The organism is Streptomyces sp. NBC_00568 (genome assembly GCF_026341855.1).
Classification (GTDB): Bacteria; Actinomycetota; Actinomycetes; order Streptomycetales; family Streptomycetaceae; genus Streptomyces.
In genome coordinates this window covers 740,439-755,118 of the sequence record NZ_JAPENW010000001.1, presented here as the reverse complement: position 1 = coordinate 755,118, position 14,680 = coordinate 740,439, and the positions used below count along the sequence as shown (strand labels likewise).

The 14,680-nt window shown below is 71.8% G+C and carries 10 protein-coding genes; 6 read left to right on the top strand and 4 right to left on the bottom strand.

Annotated features, from left to right (window positions below):
* The first annotated feature begins 470 nt into the window (after nt 1-470).
* On the top strand, nt 471-1,607 hold the full coding sequence (locus OOK38_RS03215) for a cytochrome P450 (RefSeq protein ID WP_266763596.1): 1,137 nt from the start codon (nt 471-473) through the stop codon (nt 1,605-1,607).
* Here the strand turns inward: OOK38_RS03215 and treY are convergent.
* Both treY and glgX read right to left on the bottom strand, forming a co-directional pair.
* Entirely contained in the window at nt 1,567-4,062 is a 2,496-nt protein-coding gene (gene treY, locus OOK38_RS03210; RefSeq protein WP_266763597.1) for a malto-oligosyltrehalose synthase, read from the bottom strand. The genes OOK38_RS03215 and treY overlap by 41 nt on opposite strands.
* 289 nt (nt 4,063-4,351) lie before the next feature.
* Entirely contained in the window at nt 4,352-6,460 is a 2,109-nt protein-coding gene (glgX, locus tag OOK38_RS03205; RefSeq protein WP_266763598.1) for a glycogen debranching protein GlgX, read from the bottom strand.
* A 179-nt stretch (nt 6,461-6,639) separates the two neighbouring features.
* Here glgX and OOK38_RS03200 point away from each other — a divergent pair, with 179 nt between their 5' ends.
* The 4 genes from OOK38_RS03200 (at nt 6,640) to OOK38_RS03185 (ending at nt 11,015) form a co-directional block, all read left to right on the top strand.
* Nucleotides 6,640-7,455, top strand: coding sequence for a Tat pathway signal sequence domain protein (locus OOK38_RS03200; RefSeq protein WP_266763599.1), 816 nt, complete (start codon nt 6,640-6,642; stop codon nt 7,453-7,455).
* 56 nt (nt 7,456-7,511) lie between these two features.
* The gene (locus tag OOK38_RS03195; RefSeq protein WP_266763600.1) at nt 7,512-8,828 is read left to right on the top strand and encodes a copper amine oxidase; all 1,317 of its coding nucleotides are present in this window, start codon (nt 7,512-7,514) and stop codon (nt 8,826-8,828) included.
* A gap of 119 nt (nt 8,829-8,947) precedes the next feature.
* Nucleotides 8,948-10,186 carry an SAV2148 family HEPN domain-containing protein gene (locus OOK38_RS03190; protein ID WP_266763601.1) on the top strand — a complete coding sequence of 413 codons (1,239 nt, stop codon included), beginning with the start codon at nt 8,948-8,950 and terminating at the stop codon, nt 10,184-10,186.
* A 106-nt stretch (nt 10,187-10,292) separates the two neighbouring features.
* A complete protein-coding gene (locus OOK38_RS03185) occupies nt 10,293-11,015 on the top strand; it encodes a 3'-5' exonuclease (RefSeq protein ID WP_266763602.1) in 723 nt (240 codons plus the stop codon).
* Nucleotides 11,016-11,364: 349 nt separating this feature from the next.
* Here the strand turns inward: OOK38_RS03185 and OOK38_RS03180 are convergent, their stop codons facing one another.
* Nucleotides 11,365-12,228 (bottom strand): phosphotransferase enzyme family protein, encoded by an 864-nt coding sequence (locus OOK38_RS03180; protein ID WP_266763603.1) that lies wholly within the window; start codon nt 12,226-12,228, stop codon nt 11,365-11,367.
* 519 nt (nt 12,229-12,747) lie between these two features.
* Between OOK38_RS03180 and OOK38_RS03175 the strand changes: the two genes are divergently transcribed.
* The gene (locus tag OOK38_RS03175; protein WP_266763604.1) at nt 12,748-13,722 is read left to right on the top strand and encodes a CDP-alcohol phosphatidyltransferase family protein; all 975 of its coding nucleotides are present in this window, start codon (nt 12,748-12,750) and stop codon (nt 13,720-13,722) included.
* 81 nt (nt 13,723-13,803) lie between these two features.
* Here OOK38_RS03175 and OOK38_RS03170 read toward each other — a convergent pair whose 3' ends face one another.
* Nucleotides 13,804-14,592, bottom strand: a complete 789-nt coding sequence (locus tag OOK38_RS03170) for an MBL fold metallo-hydrolase (protein ID WP_266763605.1) — start codon at nt 14,590-14,592, stop codon at nt 13,804-13,806.
* Nucleotides 14,593-14,680: the final 88 nt, after the last annotated feature.

The following is a 14,680-nucleotide window of genomic DNA, read 5'->3' as shown; positions in this document are numbered from 1 at the left end:
TGCCCGGGGCCGGTGCGGACCGCACCCCCCGGCCTGCGGAGAACCGGGGGAAGGGCCCGGGAGCGGGCTCCCGGGAGGGGTGACCGGCGTACGCGCGCGCCCCGCGCGGGCGAGCCGGTGTCACGTACACGATTCACCCGTACGGGTGTACGGGAACTGCGGTCCCGGGCAGGTGGTGGTCGACTCGGAACAACCGCGCGCGGGTCCGGCGCGCAGACCCGAGGTGGTGGCCCGCGGTGCTCTGTCCTCATGGCCTTCCCGGCGAAGGCGGCCCGGCGGCGATACCCGCGGGCCCACCGGTCAAGAACCCGCCCCCGCCCCCGTCCGTGCCGGGCCCGCCTCCCCCGTCCCTCGCGGGTCCGCCGCCGGGCTTCATGGGCGGGCCGCTCTCGCCCGTCACGGGTCCGCCGCCGACTCCGGTCACGGCCCTGTCTCTCTCGCCGGCGCCCCCGTTCGCGCCCCCGTGCCCCTTGACCGAGGCGCCGTACCTGCCCCCGCGCGTCCCGTCCGCGCGGGCGACCGTCCCGCCGAGCCTGCTCGATCCCGGCACCGAGCGCGACCCCCACCCGCTCTACCGCACCCTGCGCGGAGACTTCCCCCTCGTGTACGACGAGCCGTTCGGCGCCTGGCTGATCAGCAGGTACGCCGATGTGCGCGCCGCACTCGCGGACCCGCGGCTCGTCGCGCCCTCGCCCGGACCCGCAGTGGCCCGCCGGGCGGACGGCGCGCCCGGCGGGCACCGGGCCCTCCTGTCCCCGGCGCTCCGGGGCCGCGCGCTGGCGGCCCTGGAATCGGGCGTCGAGCGCACCGCGTACGTCCTCGCCCGCCGCCTCGCGTCCCGCCGGGAGGCCGATCTCGTCGCCGAGTTCTGCCAGTGGCTGCCCGCCGCGGCCGCCGTCGCCGCGCTCGGGCTGCCCTACGAGGACACCGCGCGCGTGCACGCCTGGTGCCGTACGGGACTCGACCACCTCGGCGGGCACCGCCCCGGACTCGACGCCTACCTGCGCCCCCACGTCGCCCGCCGCCGCGCCCACCCCGGAGACGATCTGCTGTCCGCGCTGTGCGCGGCCCGGACCGACGGCCGTCCCCTTCCGGAGGAGGACGTGACGGGCCTGGCCGGCGCGGTGCTGGGCGCGGCCGGCGAGACGACCGCACGCGCGCTCGCCTCGTTCCTCGCCAATCTCCTCGACCATCCCGGCCAGCTGGACCTGATCCGGACCCGCCCCGAGCTGACGGGCGGCGCCTGGGCCGAGTCGCTGCGCCGCGATCCGCCGCTGCAGATCGTGTCGCGCCGGGCCCTCGAACCGATCGGCCCGATCCCCGAGGGCGCCACCGTGGCGTGTCTGCTCGGTGCCGCGGGCCGCGACCCGGCACGGTTCGCGGACCCGGACCGCTACGACGTCTTCCGCGCCGACCCGGGTGAGCTCGCGTACGGCTCGGGACCGCACTCCTGCCTGGGTGCCCCGCTGGCCCGGCTGACCGCGGAGCACGGCCTGCGCGCCCTGCTGACCGTCCTGCCGGACGTCCGCAGGGCGCCGGGGCCCAGGCCTCCCGCCGAGGGTCTGATCAGCCGGTCTCCCCGGACCCTGCCGGTGCGTCTGCGCTGACGCGCTCCAGCAGCACGACGGGCGACCTCCCGAAGAGGTCCGCCACGCGCGCGTGCCCCGTGAACTCCCGCTCGGGCGAGCCGGGGGAGAGAACGTCGGCCCACCGTCCCTCGGGGAGCGCGAGGCGGGTGTCGCGCCAGCCGCCCGCCTCCGCCAGCCGCAGCGACAGCCGGGTGACGGCCGTGATCACCTCTCCCGACCGCACGAACGCCGCGCAGTGCGCGGCTCCCGGGCCCCGGGCCGGAAGCGGCGCGTACGTCGCCGCGTCGCCGAAGACGCCGGGCCGCCGGGCGCGCAGCCGCAGTGCGGCGGCCGTGAGCGCCACCTTCTCCGCGGACAGGTCCCGCGGCGCGAACGCCTCCCGGTTGTCCGGGTCCACCAGCGCCCGGTACTCGTCCTCGGTGCCCTGGTACACGTCCGGCACCCCGGGCATCGTCAGATGGACCAGAGCGGCCCCGAGGACGTTCGCCCGTACGTGTGGTGCCAGGGAGGCCCGGAGAGCGGCCACGGGCCGGCCGGGGGCCCCGCACGGCCCCTCGGTGACGAACGCCGCCACAGCGTCCTCGTACGCGGGATCCCGCTCGGTCCAGGAGGTGTGCGTTCCGGCCTCCCTGATGTGCTTCAACAGAGCGTCCCGGACCCGCTCCTCGTACGCCGCACCGCCGCCTTCGCCCCCGCCCTCACCTCCGCCTTCCCGCTCGTGCCCGCCACCGCCGCCGTCGGCAGGGCCGAGGCCGAACACCGTCTGCCAGGCGGCCCACGCCACCTGCGGGTCGGGCATCCCCGCCCCGTCGAGGGCCACCTCGGCGAGGACGTCGGACCAGCGCTCCGGGCACTGGGTGAGGACCGAGACGGCGGCGCGCACGTCGGCGCTGCGCTTCGTGTCGTGGGTCGACAGGACGGTTCCGGTGGCGGGCCAGTCGCGCTGCACGCGCGCGCAGTAGGCGTGGAAGTCCTCCGGGGACACCGCGGGACTGCCCGGGGCGCCGCCCACCTCGTTCGCGGACAGCAGCGGCACATAGCGGTAGAACGCCGTGTCCTCCACGGACTTGGCCCGCAGCGCCGACGAGGTCTGCGCGAACCGGGCCCGGAACTCGGCCGCCTCGGGCCCGTCACCGCCCCGCCCGAGCACCAGGTCCCGTACGACGTCCACGGCATGCGCCTCCTCGGGCACCCTGAACGCCGCCCTGGCCTCCTCGGCGGCCCGCTCGGTCACCACCAGGGACGCGTCCGTGGACGGATAGGGCCGGTACACCTCCAGCCGGACCAGGAGCTCCCGCAGCGCGGCGCCCAGGGCCCAGGGGGCGTGGTCGCGCAGGGCCGGATCGGGGGACGCGGCGCACAGCGCGCTCGCCACGCGCGTGAGGCGCTCCACCTCGGCGGCCAGTTCATGGGTGACCACCTTGTACGCCGCCCGGCGCACCGTGCTCTCCCAGTGGCCGCCCCGGTCGGCCTGCGGGACCGCGAACCGCCGGTAGCGGCCGAGGAGCCCGCTCGCGCCCGCTTCGTCGGTGAAGAGGCCGTCGACGTGCCGTAGCGCGTCGTAGCCGGTGGTGCCCGCCACGGGCCACGCGGGCGGGAGCGGCTCACCGTCCGCGAGGATCTTCTCGACGACCGTCCAGCGGCCTCCGGTCGCCTCGTGCAGCCGGCGCAGATACGTGTCCGGGTCCGCCAGACCGTCCGGGTGGTCGACGCGCAGTCCCTCGATGACACCGTCGTCGAGGAGTTCCAGGATCTTCGCGTGGGTCGCCGCGAACACCTCCGGGTCCTCGACGCGCACTCCGATGAGCTCCGAGATGCTGAAGAAGCGCCGGTAGTTGAGGTCCGTGCGGGCCATCCGCCACCATGCCGGGCGGTACCACTGGGCGTCGAGGAGCTGGGGCAGCGGCAGCTTCGCGGTGCCGTCGCGCAGCGGGAACACGTGGTCGTAGTAGCGCAGTATGTCGCCGTCGACCTTCAGGTGGCCGATCTCTGCGCCGAGACGGTCCCCGAGCACCGGCAGCAGGATCCGGCCGTCCTGGGCGTCCCAGTCGATGTCGAACCAGTGCGCGTACGGCGACCCGGGGCCCTCGCGCAGTACCTCCCACAGGGCGTGGTTGTGGCGCGGGGCCATCGCCATGTGGTTCGGCACGATGTCCACGACGAGGCCCAGCCCGTGCTCCCGCGCGGTGCGCGCCAGGGAGCGCAGCCCCTCCTCACCGCCCAGTTCCGCCCGTACGCGCGTGTGGTCCACCACGTCGTAGCCGTGCGTGGAGCCGGGCACGGCCTCCAGGACGGGGGACAGGTGCAGGTGGGAGACGCCGAGCGAGGCCAGATACGGCACGGCCGCCTCGGCACTCCGGAAGGGGAACTCCGGCTGGAGCTGGAGCCGGTACGTGGCGGTCGGTACGACGGGAACAACCGGGCCGGGGACGACCGGGTCCGTGATCGCCGGTTCGGGACGCTCAGGTGTCATGGGAACCTACGTACCCGCCCGGCTGGATTTCCTGTCATCGGCGCACGCATATGGACACGCACGGCGGCCCGGACCGGTGGCACGACCGACTTCTGCCGGCCCGCCGGCCCGCCGCCCCGCGCCGCCCGGCCGACGGCGCGGCCCACGACGTACGGCGGAAGGGAACGGACGCTCCGCCCCCGTCACGCGCGCGTGCCCTGCGACGGAAGGCCACACGCGGACGGAAGGCCACGCGCGCGTGTGCCCCATGACGGAGCCCACGCGCGCGTGACGCGAGACGGGGGCCGCTCTAGGCGGGCCGCTGCAGCACCGTCATGCTCCGGTCGACCAGGGTCAGCCGCTCTCCCGCCTCGACCTTCGCGCCCGTACCCGGGGCGACTCCCTCCGGCCGGGACGTGTCGACGACGACCTGCCACTGGCGGCCGTGGTCGACCGGCACGACGAAGTCCAGGGACTTCGGCGAGGCGTTGAACATCAGCAGGAAGGAGTCGTCGGCGATGCGCTCCCCGCGGGGGCCCGGTTCGGAGATCGCGTTGCCGTTCAGGAAGACGGACAGCGCCCGGGCCTGCGCGGAACCCCAGTCGCGCTGGGTCATCTCCTGGCCCTCAGGAGTGAACCACGCGATGTCGGAGAGCTCGTCGTGGGTGCCCTGGACGGGCCGCCCGTGGAAGAAGCGCCGCCGCCGGAAGACGGGATGGTCCCGGCGCAGCCACACCATCGCCCGCGTGAAGGCGAGCAGCTCGCAGTCCTCCTCGGGCCACGGCACCCAGGCCAGCTCGCTGTCCTGGCAGTACGCGTTGTTGTTGCCGCCCTGGGAGCGCGCGAACTCGTCGCCGTGGCTGAGCATCGGCACGCCCTGGGAGAGCATCAGGGTGGCGATGAAGTTGCGCCGCTGCCGGCCCCGCAGCGCCAGCACGTCCGGGTCGTCCGTCTCGCCCTCGGCGCCGCAGTTCCAGGAGCGGTTGTGGCTCTCGCCGTCCCGGTTGTCCTCGCCGTTGGCCTGGTTGCGCTTGTTGTTGTACGACACGAGGTCGTTCAGGGTGAAGCCGTCGTGACAGGTCACGAAGTTGATGGAGGCGAGCGGGCGGCGACCGTCGTCCTGGTACAGGTCGGACGAGCCGGTCAGCCGGGAAGCGAACTCGGCCAGCGTGCGCGGCTCCCCGCGCCACATGTCCCGCACGGTGTCGCGGTACTTGCCGTTCCACTCGGTCCACAGGGGCGGGAAGTTTCCCACCTGGTAGCCGCCCTCGCCGACGTCCCAGGGCTCGGCGATCAGCTTCACCTGGGAGACCACCGGGTCCTGCTGGACGAGGTCGAAGAACGACGACAGCCGGTCCACTTCGTGGAACTGCCGCGCCAGGGTGGCCGCGAGGTCGAAGCGGAACCCGTCCACGTGCATCTCGGTGACCCAGTAGCGCAGCGAGTCCATGATGAGCTGGAGCACGTGCGGGGAGCGCATCAGGAGCGAGTTGCCGGTGCCCGTGGTGTCCATGTAGTAGCGGGGGTCGTCCGCCAGGCGGTAGTACGAGGCGTTGTCGAGGCCCCTGAAGGAGAGGGTCGGACCCAGGTGGTTGCCCTCGGCCGTGTGGTTGTAGACCACGTCGAGGATGACCTCGATGCCGGCCTCGTGCAGTGCCCGGACGGCCGACTTGAACTCCAGGACCTGCTGCCCCCGGTCGCCCCAGGAGGCGTACGCGTTGTGCGGGGCGAAGAAGCCGATGGTGTTGTAACCCCAGTAGTTGTTGAGACCCATGTCGACCAGACGGTGGTCGTTCACGAACTGGTGTACGGGCATCAGTTCCAGCGCGGTGACGCCCAGTTCCGTCAGGTGTTCGATGATCGCCGGGTGGGCGAGAGCCGCGTACGTGCCGCGCAGCTCGTCGGGGAGCGCCGGGTGCAGCATCGTCAGACCCTTGACGTGGGCCTCGTAGAGCACGGTGTGGTGGTACTCCGTGCGGGGGCGTCGGTCGTCGCCCCAGTCGAAGTACGGGTTGACCACGACCGACGACATGGTGTGCGGCGCCGAGTCGAGGTCGTTGCGCTTGTCGGGTGACCCGAACGGATAGCCGTACACCTCCTCGCCCCAGGTCACGGAACCGGCGATCGCACGCGCGTACGGGTCGAGGAGCAGCTTCGCGGAGTTGGCACGCCGTCCGCGCTCCGGTGCGTAGCGCCCGTGCACCCGGAAGCCGTACCGCTGCCCGGGCATGATGCCGGGCAGGTAGGCGTGCCGGACGAACGCGTCGGTCTCGCGCAGTTCCACGGCCGTCTCCGAGCCGTCGTCGTGCAGCAGACACAGCTCAATACGGTCGGCGGCCTCCGAGAAGACCGCGAAATTGGTACCGGCGCCGTCGTACGTGGCACCGAGTGGATATGCCTCTCCAGGCCAGACCTGCATGGATATGACTCTTCCAGTAGTGCCGTGCCCCTGGGGGCGAGTCCGGGCCGAGTCTCCCCGAAAGTGATGGAACCTCCTATGGCTTACATCCCTCTTACCCCGTGACCAGGCATACCTCGTATGCCGAACCAGTGGGACTCGAGCGACTCCTGAGGCACGTGGGGGGAGTAGGGGGAAATGTGCGCAAGATAGTGCACCGCCATCTGGGCAAGGTGGTGGCGGGTGCGGCCATCGCGGTGGCCGGGACGGCCGTGATGGTCGGTATCACCCTTCCGGGGTCGGCGGGGGCCGACGAGCAGGACGGGGGCCTGGCAGCCGGCACGACCGCGCAGGAGCGGGCGGCGCTGCGGGAGCAGGGCGGAGCGGTGCAGCCCGGCGTCGTCGAGCGGGCTCCGGCCCAGGGCGAGAAGGGCAAGGGCCGCGACCCGCTGACCGACGACGAGATGAAGCGCGTCGAGCGGATCGCGGTGAACCGGCAGCTGTTCAACGCCACCGAGAACGTCGAGGGGGAGCGGGGACCGCAGCGGATCGGCGTCGACCTCGCCGAACCGGAGACGGCCGAACTGGACGACCCGAACGCGCCGCGCCGCGCCGACGTCACGTTCTACGACTACAAGGACGACACGCTCGTCACCAAGACCGTCAACCTCGACACCGGGAAGGTCGAGAGGACGGGCACCCAGCACGACGTGCAGCCGCCGATCAGCCGCGACGAGATGACCGAGGCCGCCGAGCTGCTGATCGCCGACCCGCTCGGCGCCGGCCTCAAGGCCGACTTCAAGGACGCCACCGGCAAGGAACTCGCCTCGCCCGACCAGCTGATGCTCAACAGCATGGTCTACCGCGCGACGCCCGGCGCCCAGCCCGCCGTCCTCGACGCCTGTGGCGAGCACCGCTGCGTACGGCTCTTCCCGAAGGTCAAGAACGGGCCCTGGATCGACAGCCGTGACCTGGTGATCGACCTGAGCACCCGCAAGGTCGGCAAGCTCGGCTGAGCGCCGCCCCTCTCTCCTTCCCACCTTCACTGCTTTCCGCAAGGAGTCACTTCTTCATGCGCGTCAACAGAAACAGCCGTGCCCGCAGCCGGGCGGCGGCGGGCCTCTCGGTGCTCGCCCTGGCCGCCGGCGCGACGACGGCCGCAGGACCGGCCGTCGCCCAGCCGAAGGCCGCGCCCGCCCCGGCCGCCGACTGCAGCGCGGCCTACCGGATCGAGCAGAAGCTCGCCACCGGCACCACCTGGCGGATGTGCTGGCACTACGAGAGCGAGGCCGGGCTCGTCCTTGAGGACATCTCGTACCAGCCCCCCGGCGAGGCCGCCCCGATCAAGGTCCTCAGCAGCGCCAAGCTCGCCCAGATCGACGTCCCCTACGACGACGGCTCGGTCGAGTACAGCGACCTGACGGGCGCCGGCTTCGGCCAGGGCCTGGTCGACATGGTCCCCGCCGAATGTCCCGGCGGCGCCATCAAGACGGTCAAGGTCCCGGACGCCTGGGACCCGCAGCACGCGAACGTCAAGGGCCTGTGCACCACGACCCGTTCGCGCGGTCACGCCTACCGGATGGAGGCCGACACCGGGAACAAGGTCTTCCAGAAGCAGGGCAAGGACCTTCTCGTCTACACCGTCAACAGGGTCGGCTGGTACGAGTACATCACCGAGTGGCGCTTCCAGGACGACGGCACCCTCAACATGAACGTCGGCGCCACCGGCAGCCTCTCGCCCGGTGACTACGACGCGGGTGACGGCCGCGGCTGGCCGCTCGGCAAGGGCGCCAAGGACTACGCCACCAGCCACAGCCACAACGTCTTCTGGCGGCTCAACTTCGGCCTGGACGGCTCCTCCAAGGCCAAGGTGGAGCAGTACGACTCCACGGTCAGCCCGCCCGCCAGCGGCGCCGAGGCCCCGAGCAAGAAGACCACGGTCACGAAGATCACCAAGGAACTCGCGGGCGACGCCAAGAACTCGCGCTGGTGGCGTCTCGTCAGCAACTCCGGCAAGAACAAGGACAACCACGCCCGCAGTTACGAGCTCGTCCCGGGCGCGACCACCAAGTACCTCGGCCGTGCCTTCACCAAGCACGACGTCTACTTCACCGAGTACAACAAGTGCGAGCAGTTCGCCAGCGACAACCTGCGCAACTGCGGTGCCGGACACGGCAAATCCGTGGACAAGTGGGTCGGCGGGCAGACGCTCACGCACCCCGTCGTCTGGGTCAACTCGGGCTTCCACCACATCGCCCGCGACGAGGACCAGCAGCCCATGCCGGTCCACTGGCAGGGCTTCGCCCTCGCCCCGCGTGATGTCACCGCTATGAATCCGCTCACTCCGCCGGAGCTGGCGAACCAGAACGGGCATGTCGAACCAAGGTAGTTGGGAAACGACCTGTGCATCGGGCTGCACCGCTCGCCGCTCCCGGAGTACCCTTCCTTGATCGTTGATTGGGGCCTGGCCCCTGGGGAGTGCTCGGGGGAGCGGAAGGCGGTGCGCGGGTGGGCTCGGGAGGGCTGGAGTTGCCTCCTGGTGACGAGGGTCACGAGGGGAACTCCACAGATGTCCCACCCGGCGCGGTGTCCCTGGCACGGCCGATGGAAATGGGATCCATTGGACCGGAACTGGACTGGGGCGCCGACGCCTGGCGCGAGGTGCGTACGCGCGCCCAGCGAGCCGGGCGCGCCTACATCTGGCTGAACCTGGTCGAACAGCGGCTGCGCGCGGTCGTGGCCGCTGTTCTCCGTCCCATCTACGAACCCGTCCACGGCGACGACTGGGTGGTCGCCGCCGCGGGTCCCGCCGGGCAGGAGTGGGTGCAGCGGGCGGTCGCCGTCCGCGAAGTCAGCCGCCGCAAGGGGTACTTGCTCGACCCGGCCGACGACAACGTGCTCAGTTTCCTCACGTTGCCCCAGCTGCGCGAGCTGATGGTGCAGCACTGGCCGTGCTTCGAGCCCTACTTCGACGAGCGCAGGGACGTCGAACTGGCCCTGGACGAACTGGAAGTGACCCGGAACGTCGTGTCGCGCAACCGCGCCCTGTCCGAGGCCGTGCTGGGCCAGGCCGAGCGGGCCGCGGCCAAGCTCCTGGAGATCCTCGGCGCCGGGAGCGACGTGCCCTCCGCGCGTCGGCTGCCCGTGGACGCCGTCGAGGACCTCGTGGGCGACCGGTACGCGGACGTCGTCGGGGTGCACTCCGACCGGGTGCGGCTGCTGCGCCAGTTCCCCGCCGAGGACCTCTTCGGCGGAGCCCGCCGCCTCGACGCGATCGGCATCGGCCTGAACCTGCTGGTGCAGAACTTCTCCGGGCGCCGGCTGGTCCGCCTCGCCGAGTCCGGCTGCCGGACGCGGCTGCTGTTCCTGAACCCCGCGTCCAGCGCCGTCAAACGGCGGGAGCGTGAACTCGGCATCAAACGCGGCGAGTTGAGCCGGGCCGTCGAGATGAACATCCTGCACATGCGACGGGTCCGGTCCAGGCTGCGTGACCCGGACGCCTTCGAGATCCAGGTCTACGACGAGACGCCCCGCTTCACCGCCTACCTCGTGGACGGGGACGGCTCGGACGGCATCGCGGTCGTGCAGTCGTATCTGCGCCGGACGCGCGGCATGGAGGCGCCGGTCCTGGTGCTGCGCGGCGGCAGCCGGCTCGTCAAACCGGACGAAAGTAATGAAGAGGGACTTTTCCCCACCTATCGCGAGGAGTTCGAGGTGGCCTGGGCCGATTCGCGGCCTGTGTCCTGAAGAGGCTCTCCCCTCGGCCGGGCGGAATGCGGTCCTCGGATTGTCAGTGGCTCATGGGATCGTGGAGACCACTGGGGGAAAGCACCACGAAGAAGGGGGGCCGCCCATGGGCTGGCACCGGGAGCTGCTGATCGGCTTCGACCTGGAGACGACCGGGACCGATCCGCGCGAGGCGCGCATCGTCACGGGTGCCGTGATCGAGGTCAAGGACGGAGAGCCGGGAGGGCGCCGCGAGTGGCTGGCCGATCCGGGCGTGGAGATCCCCGTCGACGCGGTGGCCGTGCACGGGATCACCAATGAGCGGGCGGCCACCGAGGGCCGGCCCGCCGACGAGGTCGCCGACGCGATAGCGGGCGTCCTCGTCACCTACTGGCGGACCGGCGTCCCGGTCGTCGCGTACAACGCGGCCTTCGACCTCACGCTGCTCTCCGCCGAACTGCGCCGGTACGGACTGCCGTCGCTGCGCGAGCGGCTCGGCGGCATCGACCCGGCCCCCGTCATCGACCCGTACACGATCGACCGCTCGGTGGACCGCTACCGCCGGGGCAAGCGCAACCTCGAAGCGGTCTGCACCGAGTACGGAGTGGTCCTGGACTCCGCCCACGACGCCTCGGCCGACGCGCTCGCCGCGGCCCGGCTCGCCTGCGCCATAGCCGGCCGCCACCCCAAGGTCGCGGCCCTCGGCCCCGCCGAGCTGCACCGCCGCCAGATCGACTGGTACGCGGAATGGGCGGCCGACTTCCAGGGCTTCCTGCGCCGCAAGGGCGACGCGGACGCGGTGGTGGACGGGACCTGGCCGTTGCGGGACCTGGCGGACGACAGAGTCTGACCCGACCGCCTCCCGCGCCCTGCCACCCGCCACCCGACATGGAACCGGGGTCACCGGGTCCTGCCCGGAGCGGGCGCGCCGCGGGACCGGGGAGCGGGCACCGCGGGCTGGTCGAAGCCGGCGCCGTAGCAGGCCCGGAGCGGGCGCCAGGGCGTACCGGGGAGCCCGTGCCGGGGCGAGACCGGAGGGACCGTGATCGTCTGCCGGTGGGAGCCGGCGCCGTAGAGGACGCCGGGGCCTGCAGGGCGCCGCGCGGGGGCGAGACCGGAGGCACCCGCGATCTTCGCCGAGAGGCGGTCGTCGGTGTGGAGGACGACTCCGTCGATCGCGCGGTCGGCCGGGCGTCCGGTCAGAACGGGTACCAGCGCACCGTCTCGTCGCCGTCCCGCAGGGACGCCACCCTGCGTTCGAACTCCGCCAGCGCCTCGGGGTTGGCCGGCGCGTGCTGGGCGACCCAGGCGCAGCTGGCCGTCTCACGGGCGCCCCGGAGGACGGAGCAGCCCTCCCACGCGCGGACGTCCCAGCCGTACGCCGCGGTGAAGGAGTCGTACGCCTCGGCGGGAAGCCCGTAACGGTCACGGGAGAGGGCCATGACCACCAGGTCGTGCTCGCGCAGATCGGCGGAGAAGGTCTCCAGGTCGACCAGGACCGGTCCGTCCGGGCCGACATGGACGTTGCGGGGCAGCGCGTCGCCGTGGATCGGGCCCGGCGGCAGATGCGAGGCGAGCGCGGCGGCGGCCGCGGCGAACCCGTCGCGCCGCTCCCGCAGATACGCGGCGTCCCCGGGGTCGATCGCGTCGCCCGCCAGGCGCAGCCAGCGCTCCACACCGCCGAGGAGTTCGCGGGGCGGCAGGGTGAAGGAGGGGGAGGGCAGTGCGTGCACCACCCGGAGGAGTCCGGCCAGGTCGCGCGGCTCGGCGGGGCGGACGGGATCGGGCAGCCGGTGCCACACCGTCACGGGGTGCCCTTCGACCAGCAGCGGCTCCGGCTCGGCGGCCCGCACGGCGGGGACGCCCGACCCGGCCAGCCACGCGGCGATGTCCAGCTCCCGGCGCGCGCGGTCGAGGAGTTCGGCATCCCGCCCCACCTTGACGACCAGCTCGCCGGCGGCGAACACCGCGTTCTCGCCGAGGGCGAGGAGCGACGCGTCCCGCGCCGGCCCCGGCAGCACCTTCGCCGCCGCCAGTACGTCCCGCGCCCGTGCCTCGTCCATCGCTCGCCTCCGTGTCCTCGCGCGCCGCCCGCGCTGCCCTCGCGTACGACGGCGCGGGGTCACGCCATCCGTCGGCCAGTGTCCCATTCCCACAGGTCGGACCCGGTGCGTGGTGTCCGGTGTCCGGAGTCGCGCGGTGCCACCCGGCGCGCAACGGGATCCGGTCGGGGAGGTCACCATGGGAGCGGCACCCGGGGGAAACGGATCCCGGCGAAGCGGAATTGCGCGGGGGAGGGCCACAAGCACGGCAGGGGCCACCGGAATGTCACCGTCCACGAGTGCCGCGACGCCCTTCCGTCACGGTTGCGCTCGGACGGTGAAGTCCTGGCGCACGTTGAATAACGGTCGGGTCATTGCATAACGCTCGGGTAACGCGGGGCCTGCCGGAAAGTCCCATCGACTCGGGTACTGATGGGACCGTTACCCCCTTGAAAAGGTTGCACGGAGCGGATCTTGTGCCTTGGGCAAGGGGATTCCTAGCGTGAGGTTAATTCCAGTCGAACATCAGGAAGTTGACCCATGCGACTCATACGTCGAGACATTCCGGACCTCTCCGAGGTGCGGCGCATCACGGAGAAGAAGCGTGACGCGTGGTGGACCGTGCTGCTCGTCGACCCGGTCGCCACCCCCCTGGTCAGGCAGCTCGCCATGCGGACGAGGATCACGCCGAACCAGATCACCTGGGGCGCGTTCCTGCTCGGCCTGGTCTCGGCGGCCTGCTTCGCGCTCGGCGACTGGCGCTGGCTCGTCGCGGGTGCGGTGGTCTACCACGTCAGCTTCATCTTCGACTGCATGGACGGCAAGCTCGCCCGGCTCACCGGTCAGGGCTCGGTGTTCGGCGCCTGGCTGGACTTCGTCTTCGACCGCATCCGGGTGGCCGTGTGCGCGGTGGCGCTGATGGCCGGCCAGTATCAGCGCACCGGGGAGACGCTGTACATCTGGCTTGCCCTCGCCGTCGTGGGACTCGACACCCTGCGCTACATCAACTCCCTGGAGATCTTCAAGATCCGTCACTCCATGCGGAAGCAGATCAAGTCGCGGCTGCGGGAGGCGCGCCGCGCCGAGAACCAGGCCGAGCTGACCTTCATGGAGGACCTGCTGCGCGACAACCCCGAGGCCGACATCGAGCAGGACTTGGGCAAGGCCGAGGCGGCCGCCGGGGCGGAGGCCACGGAGAGCGTGACGGCCGTTCCCTCGGCCCAGGTCATCGATCTGCAGCGGGAGTTCCGGCACCGTTTTCCGACCTATCTGCGGATGCGCTCTCTCCTGTTGCGGCACCGGATTCGTCCCCACCTGGTGAGCGGAATCGAATTCCAGATGGGCGCCTTCATCATCGGCCCGCTTCTCGACTCCGTCGTGGAGGCGACCGTCGTCTCCGGAGCGCTGCTTCTCGTCTTCGAACTCGCCATCATCTACAAACTTCTGCTGTCCACCCGGGATTTCACGCGCACGATCAACTCGTTCGAGCGCGACGCGGTGACCAAGGCCGCCTGAGCCCTACTCTCCCGGCGGACGGCACGGTGGCCGGGGCGCCCGCACCCCGGCCACGTATGAGGTTCGCCGTCCGGGCGTGGGTCACGCCGAACCGGGATGCGGTCCCGCCAGCACGCTCGGGCGGGACACGAACGCGGCCTCGGGGCCGAAGCGGGAGTCGAGGGCGTCCGCGAGGTCGTTCAGCGCGCGGGGGCAGTCACCGTTGAACGAGGAGCCGTGCATCACGGCGAGGGTGGCGGGCCGCAGCTCCGCGAGTGAGCGCAGCGTGGCCGTCATCGCCGTCAGGCACGAGATCTGGCGGAACAACTCCTCCGCCTCCAGGCAGAGTTCGACGAGATTGTCGCCGGTGACAGCGGGACCGTTCCCGAGGTGGGTGAACAGGTCACCGCAGAAGAGGGTGCGGGTGTGCTCCTCGAAGAGCAGCCGGGCCTCCCAATTGTGGGGTACGTGCGGGGTGTTGATGTTCCGCACGACCCGCCGCACCTCGTGGCCGCCGATGTCCAGACGCTCTCCCCCGCCCATCGGCCGCGGCGGCCGGGAGACCAGGTCGTTCAGCGTGACCAGGCAGCCCAGGGTGTTGTGTGCGACCTCGGCGTGCTGGGCCTCGGCCAGGAACTCGTTCACCGCGCCGCACTCGTCGGCCTCGACATGCCCGAACGTGATCCAGCGCAGCCGGTCGACCGGCATCACCCGCGTGATGGCCTCGGAGACCGACGGGAAGAGGGCGCGCATCCCGGTGTGGAAGAGCAGGGGTTCCTCCGCCGCCACCAGGAACTGGTTGAAGGTGAAACCCGCCGGCGGGGCGATCTCGGGGACGTGGGTCGAGATCCGGTAGATGCCGTCGGCGATCTCGTCGAGACGCGTCTGCACGGTGAGCCGCCCCTTCGTCGCGGTGGGCCCCGCTTTCCGTGGTACCCGATCCGCACGTGGGCCGCGACCGCAGACGTCTATTGGCTGG